Source organism: Levilactobacillus humaensis (assembly GCF_024345185.1).
Taxonomy (GTDB): Bacteria; Bacillota; Bacilli; order Lactobacillales; family Lactobacillaceae; genus Levilactobacillus; species Levilactobacillus humaensis.
This window is the reverse complement of sequence record NZ_BROB01000023.1, coordinates 1-16587: the sequence shown is the minus strand read 5'-3', so window position 1 is coordinate 16587 and position 16587 is coordinate 1. Positions and strand designations below refer to the sequence as shown.

The 16587-nt window shown below is 49.5% G+C and carries 15 protein-coding genes; 6 read left to right on the top strand and 9 right to left on the bottom strand.

What is annotated here, in order from left to right; all coding sequences use genetic code 11:
• Positions 1-17: 17 nt before the first annotated feature.
• The 3 genes from OCU14_RS08230 to OCU14_RS08220 form a co-directional block, all read right to left on the bottom strand.
• Positions 18-1196, bottom strand: coding sequence for a hypothetical protein (locus OCU14_RS08230; protein WP_261810617.1), 1179 nt, complete (start codon positions 1194-1196; stop codon positions 18-20).
• A 27-nt stretch (positions 1197-1223) separates the two neighbouring features.
• Positions 1224-2402, bottom strand: a complete 1179-nt coding sequence (locus tag OCU14_RS08225; RefSeq protein ID WP_261810616.1) for a hypothetical protein — start codon at positions 2400-2402, stop codon at positions 1224-1226.
• A 164-nt stretch (positions 2403-2566) separates the two neighbouring features.
• Complete coding sequence (locus OCU14_RS08220; protein ID WP_261810615.1) at positions 2567-3583, bottom strand: zinc-dependent alcohol dehydrogenase; 1017 nt, start codon at positions 3581-3583, stop codon at positions 2567-2569.
• 211 nt (positions 3584-3794) lie between these two features.
• Between OCU14_RS08220 and OCU14_RS08215 the strand changes: the two genes are divergently transcribed.
• A complete protein-coding gene (locus OCU14_RS08215; RefSeq protein WP_261810614.1) occupies positions 3795-4322 on the top strand; it encodes a DUF1097 domain-containing protein in 528 nt (175 codons plus the stop codon).
• A 32-nt stretch (positions 4323-4354) separates the two neighbouring features.
• On the top strand, positions 4355-5239 hold the full coding sequence (gene pepI, locus OCU14_RS08210; RefSeq protein WP_261810613.1) for a proline iminopeptidase: 885 nt from the start codon (positions 4355-4357) through the stop codon (positions 5237-5239).
• 103 nt (positions 5240-5342) lie between these two features.
• Here pepI and OCU14_RS08205 read toward each other — a convergent pair whose 3' ends face one another.
• Positions 5343-8105 carry a YhgE/Pip domain-containing protein gene (locus OCU14_RS08205; RefSeq protein ID WP_261810612.1) on the bottom strand — a complete coding sequence of 921 codons (2763 nt, stop codon included), beginning with the start codon at positions 8103-8105 and terminating at the stop codon, positions 5343-5345.
• Positions 8106-8263: 158 nt separating this feature from the next.
• On the opposite strand from OCU14_RS08205, the gene OCU14_RS08200 reads away from it, so the two are divergent.
• Positions 8264-8839, top strand: coding sequence for a TetR/AcrR family transcriptional regulator (locus tag OCU14_RS08200; protein WP_261810611.1), 576 nt, complete (start codon positions 8264-8266; stop codon positions 8837-8839).
• A gap of 96 nt (positions 8840-8935) precedes the next feature.
• Here the strand turns inward: OCU14_RS08200 and OCU14_RS08195 are convergent, their stop codons facing one another.
• The 3 genes from OCU14_RS08195 to OCU14_RS08185 all read right to left on the bottom strand — a co-directional run bounded on the left by OCU14_RS08195 (position 8936) and on the right by OCU14_RS08185 (position 12133).
• On the bottom strand, positions 8936-10261 hold the full coding sequence (locus tag OCU14_RS08195; RefSeq protein ID WP_261810610.1) for a DUF5776 domain-containing protein: 1326 nt from the start codon (positions 10259-10261) through the stop codon (positions 8936-8938).
• Positions 10262-10357: 96 nt separating this feature from the next.
• Positions 10358-11104 (bottom strand): peroxide stress protein YaaA, encoded by a 747-nt coding sequence (gene yaaA, locus OCU14_RS08190; protein WP_261810609.1) that lies wholly within the window; start codon positions 11102-11104, stop codon positions 10358-10360.
• Between the two features lie 297 nt (positions 11105-11401).
• The gene (locus tag OCU14_RS08185) at positions 11402-12133 is read right to left on the bottom strand and encodes a dihydrofolate reductase family protein (protein WP_261810608.1); all 732 of its coding nucleotides are present in this window, start codon (positions 12131-12133) and stop codon (positions 11402-11404) included.
• A gap of 229 nt (positions 12134-12362) precedes the next feature.
• Here OCU14_RS08185 and OCU14_RS08180 point away from each other — a divergent pair, with 229 nt between their 5' ends.
• From OCU14_RS08180 to OCU14_RS08170, 3 genes are all read left to right on the top strand, one after another.
• The gene (locus OCU14_RS08180) at positions 12363-13001 is read left to right on the top strand and encodes a TetR/AcrR family transcriptional regulator (RefSeq protein WP_261810607.1); all 639 of its coding nucleotides are present in this window, start codon (positions 12363-12365) and stop codon (positions 12999-13001) included.
• 126 nt (positions 13002-13127) lie between these two features.
• Positions 13128-14423: a YhgE/Pip domain-containing protein gene (locus OCU14_RS08175; RefSeq protein WP_261810606.1), complete on the top strand. Its 1296-nt coding sequence runs from the start codon at positions 13128-13130 to the stop codon at positions 14421-14423.
• A gap of 116 nt (positions 14424-14539) precedes the next feature.
• A complete protein-coding gene (locus OCU14_RS08170; protein ID WP_261810605.1) occupies positions 14540-15259 on the top strand; it encodes a DNA alkylation repair protein in 720 nt (239 codons plus the stop codon).
• Positions 15260-15317: 58 nt separating this feature from the next.
• Here the strand turns inward: OCU14_RS08170 and OCU14_RS08165 are convergent, their stop codons facing one another.
• Together OCU14_RS08165 and OCU14_RS08160 are read right to left on the bottom strand one after the other, a co-directional pair.
• The gene (locus tag OCU14_RS08165) at positions 15318-15935 is read right to left on the bottom strand and encodes a zinc ribbon domain-containing protein (RefSeq protein WP_261810604.1); all 618 of its coding nucleotides are present in this window, start codon (positions 15933-15935) and stop codon (positions 15318-15320) included.
• A gap of 30 nt (positions 15936-15965) precedes the next feature.
• The gene (locus OCU14_RS08160; RefSeq protein WP_261810603.1) at positions 15966-16367 is read right to left on the bottom strand and encodes a zinc-ribbon domain-containing protein; all 402 of its coding nucleotides are present in this window, start codon (positions 16365-16367) and stop codon (positions 15966-15968) included.
• Positions 16368-16587: the final 220 nt, after the last annotated feature.

Here is a 16587-nt window from a genome sequence, read left to right as displayed (position 1 = left end):
CCCGTGTTTTTTAAAGCCTAATCATCGTATGGAATTATCCCATAAGGTGTATAGAAGGTCTTTCCGCCGAAACTCATGATGCCATAGTATTGTGCTGGTAAGTCGTGATCTTCAGTTTTACGTGATTCGGAATAAGTCTTTTGTTGGTTAACGAAAGCCAGTCGGTATTGGTGTTTACCGTGGTAGCGAACTTTAGTTGTTTTGAAGCCCTTCAGAGGCTTAGCCAAGTACAGGTACCGGGTATGTCCCTTGATGCGAGTACGGTTAATTTTAACGGAAACTGTTGGTTGTCCCTGATATTCTGTGATAGAACCCCAGGGATGGTTTTGGTGAATTTCTACATAACCATCTGAGGTAATTTGGATACTCTGTTTAGAGAGCGAATCGTAATGCTGAATAGCGGAGAGACTACCTAGATATAGATCACCATGACTAATGCTTTTGGGAAGGTAGCTTGGATGTTTAACAGGTTTAAAGTCTTTGGACAAGGCCGATGTAGGCCAATGCTCAGCATCTGCCCATAGGCCTTGGTGGTAGCCAACTTTAAGGAATTTTTGACTTAAATAAGCGCCGTTAATAGTCAGCCATTTGGAATTTTTGTCCCCATTGATCACGGTTCCTGCGGGTAAAACGACAGTCTTATTGATGTCGCCCGCGTTCAAATAGGTGGTAAATGGAATTTTGACTTTCACGCTTCGTTTTGCCTGATAATATTGATTTTTAACGATCTTCTTGCTTACTTTGGCAAACGATTTTTTTGAAACAGGGTTAACTGGGATGGTGGCATTACCATTCCAATGGTTTGCCACTTCAGGTTGATAGACTGGACGCTCATCGTCAGCGGGGTTAACGCCCTTTACCAAACTATTTGCTGTGACATAACTGGAGTTCCCACCATATTCATCTGTAACGTGGAAATAATTGATCTCCTGCCCATTGTGTAACATTGTGACCTTTTGGGTAACGTAAAGACTGATGTCACCTAACTGGTTTAAAATGGTCATTTTCTTTGTATGTGTCTTATCCCATGAGTAACGTGACTTTATGTTATTGGCTACATGATATGGTTCCGGCGTCACGTTCTGAGTCGATGTAATTTTGTAACCCGATTGGGCGTGAGCGGTGACTGGACTGAACAATCCAACTCCTAACAACAACGCCATGAGCGCCATCATTTTAATTGCTTTTTTTTGCATTTGAAATTCTCCCCGTATTTTTAAAGCCTAATCATCATATGGAATTTCATTGTATTCCGTATAGAAGGTTTTTCCGCCAAAGCTCATGATGCCATAATATGTTGGTGGATAGTCGTTGTCGTCAGTTGCCTGTGATCTGGAATAGGTTCGTTGTTGATTAACGAAAGCTAATCGGTATTGATTCTTACCGTGATAACGAACTTTAGTGGTCTTAAATCCTTTCAGAGGTTTAGCCAGATATAAGTACCGGGTATGCCCCTTGATTCGTGTTCGTTTGATTTTAACTGAGACTTTCGGTTTTGCTGTGTATACAATAGGGCGTGCCCAAGGCTGGTTTTGGCGAACCTCTACATAGCCATCTGAGGTAATTTGGACACTCTGTTTAGATAACGCAGCGGCGTGTCGAATCGCGGATAAACTACCAAGATATAGTGCACCGTGGCTAATACTCTTCGGTAAGTAATCGGGATGGCTAACTCGCTTGAAGTTTTTGGCTAAAGCTGATGAGCCGCCATAGTCTTTGGTGGGCCATAGTCCTTGGTGATAACCGGGCTGTAGGATTCCTCGACTCAGGCAAGTAATATTGAAAGAGATCCATTTGGAATATTTTTCCCCTTCAACTATGGTTCCTGCTGGCAGAGTAGTGGGAACAGTGACGACTCCCACAGTAATGTACGGGCTAAAGTAAGCTTTGATTTTTATGGCCTTTTTGGTTCGATAATACTGATTTTTAACTATTTGTTTACTTACTTTAGTGAAAGTACGCTGGGTGACCGGGTTAATCGGAACCGTTTCTTTACCATTCCAAGTTGAATTGGGTACGGGTTGATAGTCCGCACGTTCATCATCAATTGGATTGAAGCCTTTGCGCATATCCTTAGCACTAACGTAGCCCCAGTCAAAGCCCTCTGAATCCAATATATGGTAGTAAAGGATACTTTTGCCGGCTTGGGTTAGCGTTACTTTTTGGGTCACATACCAACTGACATCATCGAGAGCTTTTAAAACAAAGATTTTCTTGGTATGTGTTTTATTCCAAGAATAGCGTGTTTCTGGATTTTTAACGACATAGTATGGTTCCGGCGTCACGTCCTGAGTCGAGGTAATTTTGTAACCTGATTGGGCGTGAGCGGTAGTTGAGCTGAATAGTCCGATTCCCAGTAGTAGTGCCGCAATGGCGGTCACTTTGATTCCAGTTTTAAACATTAGAAAAGCCTCCCCTGACTTTTGAAGATAAATACTCCTGTCTCAATAGTAAGCCCTTTCGCAAATTGGGACAAGGGGCGTCGTGGCGGCATTAGTAAGGGAAGACAGTAATCAAAAAATATAAAAAGCGCCTTTCCAATCGGGAAGGCGTTAAATGCTCTTAATTAATCAAAGGTGACGACTACCTTGTCCGCGGCACCAGGGGTTCGCGCCATCTTTAAGGCGTCGAGGGCCTGGTCGAACGGGAAGGTGTTACTGATAATTTTGGCGTATTTGTCGGGGTTATCGATGATGTCATCGGTGACTTCGAAGATTTCCGTCGGGTAACCCATGGACCAGACCACGTGGAGTTCTGAGGTCAGGACGTTGGCAAAATTCAGTTCCACCGGCTTCGTGTAGACGGCCACCACGCCCAGCGTAGCGCCATGCTTGGCGATGTCGAGTACGGTTTGGAAGACTGGGGCGGCCCCGGCGGCATCCAGATAGATATCCGTTGCGGGATGGACGCCGCGCATGAAACCACTGGCACCGTTACCTTGCAGGGCCACTAGCCGTTCGCCGACGTTTTCCTTGGCAGAATTAATGACGGCGTCGGCGCCGATTTCTAGGGCCTTATCCAAACGAGACTGGATGATGTCCACGACGACAACATTGGCCACGCCCTTACGTTTGTAGCTGAGAAGGGCCCCCAAGCCGATCGGACCCGCACCGAAGACCACAACTTTGTCACCCGGTTTAGGCTGCGTCTGATTAACGGCGTGGGCCGCGACGGCCATGGGTTCATTCAAAGCAGCCACCTGCCACGGAATGTTCTTGGGGATGACTCGGAGTTGGCGGCCCGGCTGGAAGTCTTTGACCAAGACGAACTCGGAGAGACCGCCTTGAGCACCACCACTACCTAACAGGCCATCCGTGAATTTCAGGGTATCGATAACCACGTGATCGCCGACCGCGATGTCCTTGACGTTAGCTCCGATTTGGCTAACTTCCGCCGCGGGTTCGTGGCCCAGCGGCGTAGCGCCCTGACGGGGTGGAATCCCGCCGATACGGGTGTACATCGCATCCGACCCACAGATACCGCAAGCTTTCATCTGCAACAACACATCATTTGGGCCCACTTGAGGGTCGTCGATGGTTTTCCAAGCGACTTTTCCGGGACCCGTAACATAAACAGATTTCATGCTGGAACCTCCTTAACTGACGAGGGGTGATGCCTACATGTGAATGTTAGCACAAATAAATTAACTGTGAAAGGGCTTTCCGTGGCAGCGATGCAGTCGATTTGCCCTAGTTGGTGAGGTTTCTCTTGCACGGAACGGCCCCATCCCGTAAACTGTCTTAATTAGATATTATTTCTGCGGACAAGTGGTTATAAGGTAAAGGAGAATCATCTTGAAAATTAGTAAAATGCTCTGGGTCGATGCCATCGGGGTCGGCCTCTTCACGCTGGTTTATAGCCTGATCATGAGTGGCTTCTCACTGTGGATGGGATCGGCGGCTTTCGTCGCGGTCTCGTATTTCTTTGGGGCCGGGTTCCCGAAGGATAAGGTCTGGAATATTCTGTTGAGTTTTGCCCTGGGGATTGGCTTTGGGCTGATGACCTATCGGCTCATGCAGATTCCCTTTCTCGGGCAGATGTGGCCCAGCGCCATCATGTTTGGCATTCTGACTACGATCGTCTTGTTACTACAGGGGACTATCATGAAATTCACCCTGGTGCCCGCCTGGCTGATCGCCTGGGGAACGACAATGCTCATCATCACCAACGTTCCGGTTCATCACTGGGGGCTCTTCGTGGGGCAGCTCTACGGCTCGATGATCCTCGGCATCTTCGTCATTGGCTACGCCTCCGATTACTTCTATCGCGCGGTATTCAAGCTTTTTCCCGATCGGAAGTCGGCAGATAGCGACGAAGATTAGCGGTATAATAGGCGCAAAGTGAGGTGCCGTCAATGACTATTCAAGAAGGCTTTATGCCATTTCACAACTATCGAACTTATTACCGGATCGTTGGGGACCTAACCGGCGGACAGACGCCGTTACTCCTGCTGCACGGCGGTCCCGGGTCGACCCACAACTACTTCGAAGCGTTCGACCAACTGTCCGAGACAACTGGCCGGCCGATCGTCATGTACGATCAGCTGGGGTGTGGGCGGTCATCCATGCCGGATGACCGCAGTCTCTGGCGGGCAGAAACCTGGGTCGATGAGCTCGAGACCCTGCGAGATTATCTGGGACTCAAGCGGGTCCATCTGTTGGGTCAATCCTGGGGTGGCATGTTGGCGATCATTTACCGCTGTGATTACCAGCCACAAGGGATTCAGAGCCTGATTCTGGCCAGCACGCTGTCTTCAGCCAAGCTGTGGCAACAGGAACAACACCGACTGATTGGATTCATGTCGGCGGTGGATCAGGCGGCGATTGCCCAAGCGGAGGCCAGTGGCGATTTCACCACACCGGCCTATCTGGCAGCCAATCAACGCTTCATGCTGAACCACGCTGCGGGGCCCGTCACGGCCGTTTCGCCCGAATACCTCCGTCGGTCCAAGCGAAGCGGAACCGTGGCTTATACGACCGCCTGGGGCCCTAACGAGTACTGTCCAACGGGAACCCTGGGCCAATATGACTATACCGCCAAATTAGCGCAGGTGATGACACCAACGTTGGTAACCAGCGGGGTCAATGACCTCTGTACCCCACTAATCGCCAAAACTATGGTGGACCAGTTGCCCCATGCCGAATGGACGCTCTTTGCCCACAGCCGGCACATGGCCTTCGTGGAGGAGACGGCGGCGTATATGGAGCGGCTGACGCAGTGGCTAGCGGTACACGATTAGAATTGAAGGTTAAGGGGCATGCCGAGAAAGGGGCGGGATGCTTTTTAATTTATTTCATAAAAATCCCGTAACCGACGTCTAGGCTCAGTTACGGGATTTTCAGTTATATTTCTGGAATATCCATCTCTCGTACGCGTCCGTGACGACGGGCGTAGAACAGAATTCCCATGCCAGAGAAGACCAGACCGATAAGAATGAGGACGGCCATATCGGCTAGGGCACTGTCACCGATCATCAAGGTTTCCCGCAGACCGGCCACCGAGTAGCTCATCGGTAACCAAGGATGCAAGGCCTTGAAGAAACCATTGGTGAGTTGAAGCGGATAGGTTCCAGCCGAGCCACCAAGTTGGAGGACTAGGAGAACCATGCTGAAGAAGGCCCCGGGCTTGCCTAAGACGAGGTTCAGCCAGTACACGATACTCATGAAGGCGCCACCGGTGATCAATAACATCATGAAAGTAGCCCACGGATGGATTGGTGCGAGACCATCGATGCTAGCGAGAAGGCTGGTCATGAAGAGTGCTTCGCCGAAGACAAAGGCACTCATGATGGAGGCCTTGCCAAGCCACCAACTCCAGCCACTGCGCGGATACCGGTGCGGTGTGTACATATCAAACATTAGATTGAAAGCCAGTGCCCCGACAAATAGGGAGACTGACATCATGTAAGGGGCCATACCTGTCCCATTGTCTGGGGCGTCGTCGTGGTCGGTGTGTGTGGTCGTTGTTGGAGTGGCAAACTGGCGGTAAGTTAGCTGCGAAGGGTGGACGGTTGCTTTTTGACCGGCCTTCTTCAGAGTGGTTGCCAGTTTCGTATTGCCATTTTGAAGGGTTGTCGCGCCAGTCGTTACTTGAGACGCGCCGTTAGCCAATTGTTCGGCTCCGCTCGTCAGCTGTTGGCTACCATTAGCGGCAGTGTGCATACCCGCTGTGAGCTGGGACCCTTTGGTTGCTAGGGTTGTGAGACCGGTGTTGAGCGTATCGGCGCCGTTAGCCAGTCGGGTGACGCCAGTCGTGAGCGCCGGTGTTTGGGCGTTTAGGCTGACTAATCCGGCGGCTAGTTTTGTGGCTCCCGTGGTCAGAGTCCCACCCTGATCCGTGAGCTGTTGGGTTCCAGTGACGAGCTGGGCACTACCGCTGGCCAGTTGCTGGGTGCCGTTAGTGAGCTGGCTCCCTTGGGCGGTCAACCGTTGCGTTCCCGTGGCCATTTCAGTGGCCCCGGCAGTCAATTTGGTGATACCAGCCGTTAGCGTTGGGGTGTTGGACTGAAGAGATTGCAAGCCAGCATTGAGGCTGGTGAGACTTTGGTTAGCCTGTTGTAAACCAGTGGTAAGTGAGGCCGCATTGGTCGTTAGCGTGTCGATCCCCGTAGTGAGGTCATCTTGGGTTGCTGATGCCGCGGTTAGGGCACTTTGTAAGTTGCTGAGTTGACTGTCATCAGTGCTAAGACTGAGATCGTTGCTGAGTTGCTTTGCGGCATTTTGGACAGCTGTGATGGTGTCACTATTGTTGGCACCACTCACAGCCTTTAGCATGGCTGCCTTTTGTGTAGCTGTCAGATTTTGGGCGTCGGCAGCTGTGGCGACCTTACTTTGAAGATCGGCGGTCGACTCGCTGGCTGATAGCGCAGTCAGTGTGCTTTGGAGAGTCGCGGCGTCGGTCTTGAGCGTATTGGACCCCTGGTTGCTGGCGGCGAGTTTGGTGGCAGCACTCTTTAAAGCCATCTGTTGCGTCTGCGAGGTCCGTAAACCAGCCTGAATCTTCTGCAGGCCACTGGTGAGAGCAGTACTTCCCGTGACTAATTGTCCCAGGCCAGAGTTGAGTGCCTGACCCCCGTCGGCTAGTTTGGTGAGGTTACTTCCCAATTGTTGGGTGTTGGTACCCAAGATGTTGAGGTTCGTGGCGAGGGATTGGGCGCCGGTGTTGGTTGCGGCGACCCCACTGACATAGTTGGTAGCGCCAGTCTGGACGGCTCGACTGCCACTGGCCAGTTTTCTTGCCGCAACATTGAGCTTTCCAGTCCCAGCAACATAGGCAGTTACCCCGTGATCGACGCGTTCGGCGCCGGCGGCTAGTTGTTGAATGCCGGTGATTAATTGATTGGATTTACTTAGGAATTGGTCAAGGCCAGTTACGAGTTGTTGGCTCCCTGCCTGAGCCTGCTGGACGCCACTAACGTATTGACTGAGCTTCATGGTGAGCGTACGGGTACCGTTGCTGAGTTGGATGGTGCTGGCGGCTAGGGTGTTGAGTCCCCGGGCAATCTTAGTGTCAGCTGCTGTAAGTTGTTGGCTACCAGCGGCCAACCTTCTATTCCCATTACCAGCAGTTTTCAGGCCCGACCCGAGTCGTTTAATTGAGGTGAAAAGGGTCTTGGCATAGCTTTGTGTCACCGAGTTACCAACGGATTGGGCGGCCTGCTTGGCAGCAGTGGCCGTCAATTTAGAAGCGGTGTAATTGTGTCCGGCACTGGTTTGATAGTGTAGGACCATCTGATGTGGATGCCGTGCCAGCAGTGTCGTTGCATTGGCCGAGAAGTTTCTGGGAATCGTGACGACCATATAATATTTGCCTGTGGTTAAGCCATGAGTTGCCTTGGATTCACTGGTGATTGGAATGAATTTCATCGCCGTGGAGGCCTTGAGATTTCGCGTCATCGTGTTACCAGCGGCTAGTCGCGTTCCTTGATAGGAAACAGGATGGTCTTGATTCACGACCGCGACCGGTAAGTCGGCAAGCTTACCGTAAGGATCCCACATGGATTTGAGAAAGGTCACCGCATAGATCGATGGAATTAGCATGACGACAACTAGGACGACCAACATGAGTTTGTGTTTAATTAAATAGCGCCACTCCGCACGGATCATCGGCGCCACCCCCTGTTCTTATGGTATGCTGAGGACAAATTCACCTCAGGTGTGGCTAAATAATAGCGAGGTCAGGGATGACAATCCACAACAGATTCCAGAAAGGTGAGGATTAAGCCTCACTTTCGCCACATATGGGGTTTAACTGGAGGAATTCGATGACAGATCGGCGAGTGATCCGAACCAACCAGGCCCTACGGCAGGCCTTTCGTAAGTTGGCCCAACAATATCGTTTTCGAGAGATTACTGTCCAACAATTGACGGCGGAGGCCAATATTAACCGTAAGACATTTTATCTTCATTACGATTCGATCGATGATTTGGCGGGTAGTTTCACTGACGAGATTGCGGATCAGTTGTTGGCAATCTTGTTAAAGGCGCAAGACCCCTTAACACATCCGGGGGCTTGGTTCGAGCAACTCAATAGTTTCTTCGAACGAGCGCCAAAATTCTATACGTTCATGTTGACGTCGGATGATTATAGCTTTTTGTCTCGGCGGGTTAAGTATCGGGTGGCGGATGGTTTAGCTGAAAGTTTTCAGGTGGAATACCACTTGAAGGCGACGGACGCCAAGATCGGTGTGACCTTCCTAATTGATAGCACGCTGACGTTGTTTCGGCTATATATTACTGGGCAATTGCCGATTTCGTTGACGGATTTCAAACAGCGGCTGGCTACCTTGAATCTTGGTGGATTACAGCGCTTTTTGGATCAGTATGGTGAAAATAATTGAGTGAAATGAGAGTTGGGGTTTTTTAACTGGATAATTTATGGCAAACGAAAGCCAGCGGAACCGCTATTTGAGCGATCTCGCTGGCTTTTATTTGAACTATTTTGTTCTAAGGACGAGTGTCTTGTTAGCTGTCACGTATTGGCCATTGTTCAATAGGAGTCGCGTCGTTAAATGATAAGTCTTGAGCGCCTTAACTTTGAGGATTGACCCGTGCTTGAAATGTCGGCGATCTTTGCCACTGAGGTTGATGTGGGTGTAGGCATTGACTCCTTTGGCACCGATGACGCGGACTGTTCTAGGATTTTTAAGATAATAGGTGTTAGAGACATCGGTGGCATTTGTGGTGATGTAGCCACGTTGCTTAAATGTCTTGGACCTTCGATTGACGTCGCGAACCTTGTAGCGAAGAATGCCCGCCTTATTCCGAGCATAACCGATCACCACGAATTGCGGCCGCTTTGTCCGAGTTTGCTTGGTATACCAGAACTTACGCGTAGCTTTGGAGAAGTTAGGGCTGTTGTAGAGACCGATCTTCTTGGTGGCGTAGACGGCGAAGTCGGTAAATGGCTTGGCTTGTGAGGGGACTTTATCGGAAGAACTAGAAGAACTTGAAATCGAAGAGGCTGTATTCGAAGGACTACTCGTAGAATTTGAATTGGGGTTGGTCGGAACAGTCGATGGCGTGTCGTCCTTGGTGTAGTACAAAATAAAACTGTTTTTATCACTATCAAAATCAATATACGATGAGGTGTTGAAATAATAGCCAGGAATTTCACTCCCATCAGCGTTGAAAAGTTCGTTCCTAAGATAACCACTATAAGCTATACTACCAGCGCTGCTGGAGAGATCTGTATCTAGGCCCGAGTTAATGTGGAATGCGGGACCGATGGGATTCAGATCATCGGCGCCGATATCGGCAGGTTGAAAATTAAAAGTGATGGGATCAGTGACAAATTGGAAAGTAGTTTGATCAGCTGATTTACCTCCGAGAGCCATGGTGTCGGGATTAAATTCAAAATAGTAGTTATCAGGAGCAGAAAGACCATTAGCAGAACTGTCTTCCTGCAGATAAATCTTATGCGTGTTTAGATCGAGGACATAAGTACAAATTTGGTAGATCCGGTTGGTTGCAGGTAGTGTTTCATTAACAGGTGCGCCATCTTCATCGTAGAGTATTGGCGATACGTTGTCATTGAGTCTAACGTAAGTATGATCATTAGACATGTCAATGGTTTGAACTGTGCGATCACTATTGTCTTGCAGTCTTTTAGCAGTTGAGGCAAAACTAGTGTCAGTCGTTGCGCTTGTGGTTGTTACTGCGTCACTTGTTGCGGCGTTAGTTACTAACGACGTTGATCCCCCCAGTGAAATGAGGGCGGCGGAACCCAATAGTAATGAAAATAAAATTCTTTTGACTGTCATATAAAGCAGACCTTTCGTTGTCTAACAATTCCCACTTATAGTATAAGCGCGATTAGGAACGATAATATGGGACAGAACATCTTAGTTGAGCAAGGATTACCCCTGATAAATAAAAACGATCTGCTCCGCCGTCGACCGCTCTGCGGCAAACTGCCAGTCCGGATGATCGAAGTGTGTGACGCCAGCAATCGTTGAGACATTGTGTTCTGCCAGATAACGAACCATAGATCCACGCGCCATTTTGGCTAGCGTGGCTTTAGTCTTCAGTTGACCGTCAACGAGGCTAGCAAAGGTGACGGTCACGAAGGATTGCTTAGGTTGAAGGTAGGGAATAATGGTTTTCGCATATTCTTGAGAGGCCAGGTTAATGATAGGTTCCGAGTCACTCGAGAGGGCGTGATAGAGGCGGTCATCCCAAAAGGCGTACAGGTTTTTATGACCAGCCACGACGAGCTTGGCTTGCATTTCCAAGCGATAAGGGACGATGCCATCGAAGGGACGGAGAATGCCGTAGAAACCGGAGAGAATCCGGAGATTGGCGCGGACGTAGTCGAGGGCGGGAGCCGTGAATAGGTCCGGGGCCATGTACTGGTATTGGATACCACTGAAGGCCAATAAGGCCGGTGTGACGGTATGTGCCAGGTCTAGTTTTTGAAGCCAGTCGTAGTTTGGCTGCGCGATCTTGTCGCTACAGTGCCAGAGGGCCTTGGCCTCGGGATAGGTTAGCTGCCGGAGAACGCTTAAAATTGCAGTCGTTTGGGGCAGGTATTGGGGAAGCTGATCAACGGCAAAAGTGTCGGTATCGACAACCATCTTCTTGGCCGGGGCGATAATGATTTTCACGAGGAGTCCTTCTTTCACGGAAGTCTTACTCTTAGCGTAGCATGCCAGAAAGGGAAAGCAACGGTAGATTTTGGCAGGGTAGAATGTTTCATGTGAAACATCTGAAAGTGGCTATAATCCTAATTATTAATAATTAGGATTTGATAATTAAACATAGAAAAACAGCCCTACGCAAAGCGTAGAGCTGTTTTAGTGGTGAGGTGCGGCGACCTTCGGAATGCTTGCGCACCGATCGCGTACCCCCACCTTGGTTTGGCACCAGGAGTAGTATCGCACGTTGACCTCGACACGTCAACCTTATTTTTTCGGGTCGATCAGGTAACGGAGCCAGACAAAGTTGTCGTGAGTCTCGACGTTCTTCAAGGTGAAGGTCCGCGGTGTCGCTGATGAGAGCCCGGGAACCGCGGAGAAGAGCGTTGGCGTATCGGTTGAACCGTCGGCGGCGTTGCTCAAGACGAGGCTGAGTTCATCGCAGAGGCCCTGTTGGATAAAGGACCAGTTGAGCACGCCCCCGCCACCCAACATGACCGTTTCCATGTGGAAGAGGTCTTTGAGCTTCTTCATGGCCAATGGGGCATCTAACTCGGTGTCACCCGCGATAATGTAGGGAATGTCGAGTTGGCGCAGGAAGGCCTTGTAGGCGTTGCTGACTTGGCTGGTCAGAACTTCCAAGACCTGAGCCGTCGTGGCCATGAACGTCATTTGATTGGTCGTCCAGGCCAACTTGCCGTGGGGATCAATCGAAATGTAGTATTGAGACGCGATGGTTGTGGGGATGAAGTCGCCGGCAGGGACCGGTGCGGCATTTTCATCCAGCTGGGGTTTGGCATAGTGGGTGAAGTTATCGTCGGTCGTGGTGCGCCCGGACAGCCAACCTTGGGGATGGTAGTACCCGTCATCGTCAAAGGCAATGTGGTAGAAGAGATCGCCATCACCCTTGTAGTTGTCATCAGCAGCCTGCATGAAGGGACCGGTGATCTTGCCATTTAGTGACGTTTCCATGTGACAAAAAATATAAGGTCGATCCAAATTAATCGACTCCTTTCTAAGTGTTTACCCTTTTAGTATAAGGGGTTGAGGCCGCTCTAAGGCAAGTGAAGTGGTCACCTTTCTTGTCGTAACCATTAGTTGCCGTGAGAATTTCTGATAAAAAGGTCCCGGATCAGGGAGGTTCGTAAGGTCACTCTCCTGAGTGGTGGTGGGGTCTGGAGGGAGCTGATGAGTAGGCGTTAAATGGAGTCAAGGAGGCGGATCAGAGATGACCGATGAAGAAAAATTACAGCGCGTATATGCCGCGGCGAGTGAACTGTTCATTCAACCGGGCTATCACGAAACACAAATGCAGATGATTGCCCAGCGATCCCAGCTGGCGGTGGGGACACTCTACCGGCTCTTTGCCAGTAAGGCCGCGCTATTAGACTATGTCTTTCTATCAACACTACCCACGCAAACGCCAACGACGCTAGACTTTCCGCTAACTTCGGTGGACCTGCGAGAACTGGTCAAACAGACCGAACAGGCCTATACCGTCTGGAATCATCAGTTGGCGGATCGGCATATTCAATCATTGGATGACCTCCTGACGGCACTATTCGCGGCCTTTCAACGGTATGGGCGTTACTTCTTGATTTTAGAGCATAATCCGACGGTCAATCCTGCGCTGACGGCCTTGTATCGCCAGCAACGGCAGGCCTTGTATCAACGGGTCGGTGAATTTCTAGAACACCTTCAGCCAGACTTGAAGGATCCTTTACGAAATGGGGTTGTCGTGGTCGATCTGATTTTCTGGTGGTGTGCGCACAAACGGTTTGACAGTTTTGAAAAGGAGATGGCAAGTGGCACAGAGGCCGAAATGCTGGCGGTTGTGCGGGATCTTCTGCTACGTAGTTATCGCTAATCATTGTAATTTCACCAACCAAACGTTGCTGAATAAAGTCTGAACCCGTGAGCTTTATCTCATAGTGATTAGACTGGTGGCAATTTGAATGAATGATTCGTTCATTCGGTTTGGGAGATGAGAGCTATGAAATTTAGGGAATGGCAGTATTTACGGGAACATCCAGCAGTTTGGCGGATCTTATTAGGAATTATGGTGATTCCACTGGTCTATGCCGCAACTTTCTTGGCATCAGTTTGGAATCCATATGGGGAACTTCACCGGTTGCCAATGGCGGTGGTGAATCAAGATCGCCCGGTTAAGGGATTGGATTGGGGGCAATCCGTCACCCGATCATTGGTCCGGAGTCAGACGTTACAATTTCATCGTTTTACTGAAAAGCGCGCCCTGCAAGATCTCCACTCGGGCAAGGTTTACTTGATTCTGCGAATTCCGAGTGGGGCTTCCTGGCAGCTGAGTCATTTGGGACGTCGGGCACAGGTCCTGAAAGTGACCTATGAAACGAACGCCGGGCAAAGTGCGGTTGCCGCTAAGATGGGGAATTCGGCAATGCAAAAACTTCAGGCGACCCTCAATCGGGAGGTTGTACAGAGCGAATTGGCACAGCTACAGACATCGTCAGCTAAGCTGGGACAACAACTCGGTGAAACCTCTAAGCAATTAGCACAAACCACCCAGGCCGTGGCAGCAGGAATGGTGAGCCCACAGGTGACCGCCGCCGACTTGGCAATTAGCCAAGGCCTGCAACAGGGGAGTCGCCAGATTGGTGCGCAAGTCCAGACAACGGCAAGATTAAAGGCCCTGTCTGCCCCAATTAAGTTAGTTCAGCATGACGTGGCCCCGATTGCCAACAACGGGACGGGGATGGCGCCATACTTCATGGCAATTTCGCTATTCGTCGGCTGTATTACGTTAAATATTATCTACGACGCGGGTAAACGTCATGGCCGGGCCCGAAACTTCCTGACAGCTTGGATAGACAAGATGGCTTTTCTCTGGGGATTTGTCATCTTAGCGGCCTCCGGTATGTGGTTGGGAGTCTGGTATATCAACGGTTTACGTCCACTAGAACCAGTTAAGACCTATTTGTTTGGTCTACTAGTCATCGTTGCCTTCTTCAGTATCGTGACCTGTTTCCGGCTATGGCTCGGACTCACTGGGGCTTGGTTGATGTTACTCTTTATGCTCTTTCAGATTGGCTGTTCGGGTGGTACCTATCCGATCGAACTGACCAACAAGCTGTACGAAACCGTTCATCCTTACTTGCCGATGACGATTGCGATGACGGGGTTCCGACACACCATCTCATTGGGCGGATCGATTGCGCCAATTATTGGCATCTTAGTAGGAATTATCATCGTCTTTAGTTTAGGAACACTGGGTTATTTCTACGCCCACCGGCAAGATCCGGTTAATGACTAGATTGGCTAAGGGATTCGTTGAAAGCGGGTCCCTTTTAGTTGGGAATGGTTCTCGCATTCGTAGAGGTAATATGGAATAATGACGATAAATGACAAGATGGAAAGGAAGACACGCCCATGGATTTGACGGCGACCAAATGGACACCAGCAAGCTATACCGATTTTCTCACATTCTTAGAGTCCAAGCGCAATGACAAGGCTCAGGCGCGAGTCGCTAAGATTGTTCGGACTAACTATCCACTTTTAGGGATTTCAATGGCCGATCTCAAGGCCTGGGGAACCGCGATTAGCAAGGGGGATCCGACGGGATTTCTCGCAGTGGCAGGCACAGAGGTTTACGAAGTGATTCTGATTCGAGCCTACGTGATTAGCCGGCTACGGCTGAATCTGCCAGACTTTGTTGCGGCTTGTGACCGCTACTTTACAACCGCGGATTGTTGGGCCATCTGTGATATGGCGATTCATTTCAAGCAGGTCAAACGGTATCCGACAGAATTTTTGGCGACCATCGAGCGTTATCTAAGGAGTGGTCAGCCGTGGCTTCAGCGAAGCGGGCTAGTGTTCCTGTTAAAGTTTTACCTGACACCGGAATTTCGGGATCGGGCCTTTACGCTGGCTTTAAGCGTGACCAGTGATGACTATTACGTTCAATTGGGGCAGGCTTGGTTTCTAGCGGCGGCGTTCAAGGATGATCCGGATCAGGTGTACCAGGTTTTAGAAACGATGCCAGTGTCTCTGGTCCAACGAACTGTTCAGAAGATCAAGTCACTCCGGCGAACTGCCCCGGAACAAAAGCAGGTATTGACGGAGATTTTGGCCCGACGACGGGCACAATAGGTCATTTTAAGATAGCAAAAAAGACTGATCGGCCGATCAGCCTTTTTATAATTGTCATTTATTTATGATAGCGTTGTGCCAGAATCTTAACATTGGCTGCCTGCCAAGGGTGGCCCATGATGAAGCGATTGACTTGAACTTTCATCTTACTGTCTTGAGTCGCGACAGTCAGGTGATAGGCGATTCCAATATTTTTGAAAGATAATTTTTTAACGTCATTAAAGTTAATAAAGGCATTTTTCCCGTCGAAATAGGTTAGGCCAAATCCTAGGAAAAGAATGCCGTCATCTTCAAAACTAATCATGTACTGTTTACTTGTCAGGTAAGAAAAGGCACCGAGAAGGAGATACATTTTCATATCGGGCAAATGTTGAGCCCAAATAATTAGATTGTCGGGACTCGTATAGCCAAGAGCCTGCCGGTAGCGATTGACGGCATCAATATCGAGGGCCTTGCCGAAGTTCTTCAGATCAATTGCTTGTGGTGCGGCAGTGGGCGCTGATTGAACAGGGGCTGGTGTTACCGGTGGTACGGGAACGGTGGGTGTTATCACAGCTGCTGGAGTAGCAGGTACCGCGGCCTGAAATTGAGGTTGTCTTTGTCCACAATTGGGGCAAAAACTGGCTGAGGCTGGCATTTTCTGGCCACAAGAGAAACAGAATTTTTGATCTGACATGTGTCTGGGACCTTTCTAAAGTAAGCTGGTTTAAAATTGACTGATAGCGTAAAGAATAGTGAGAATACCAGATGCTAATCCGATGATTGCCATGATTTTATCTGAACCAGAAACGTGACGATTAAGGGCTAGTGAACTGAAAACGACGGCACCGATTCCCACGAGGCCCCATAGGCTGATTCCCCAGGAGGTTAAGCCAAGAATTAGGCCGATTAGAGCAAAACGATCCATGCCTACATTTGAAACATTGGTGGGATGAGCCACTGTCGATTGGGTCGAGTGGGACACCTGTACGGGTTGCGGTGAAATTGTTTTTTGTGGCTGGCTTTGGGGTAGGCGGGTTCCACATTTGGGACAAAACTGGGTGCCTACCGTGACGGCCTGACCACAGTTCGGACAAAATTGGGTTCCTGTTTCAGAAGAATTATTCATGGTAGCATTTACTCCTAGGTTGATTTAATTAATCCGATGAAATAGTTTAACTGAATTTTAGTATAGCACATTCAATTATTGAGGTTTCCGATACGTTCTAAGAGAAAATGAGAATTCAAGACAGCAAAAAAGACTGATCAGCCTGAAGTGCAATAGAAAAGTTAGACAAATAGTAATTTAATTTATGCTACTGAGGCTTGATTCCTATAATTTATAGGGC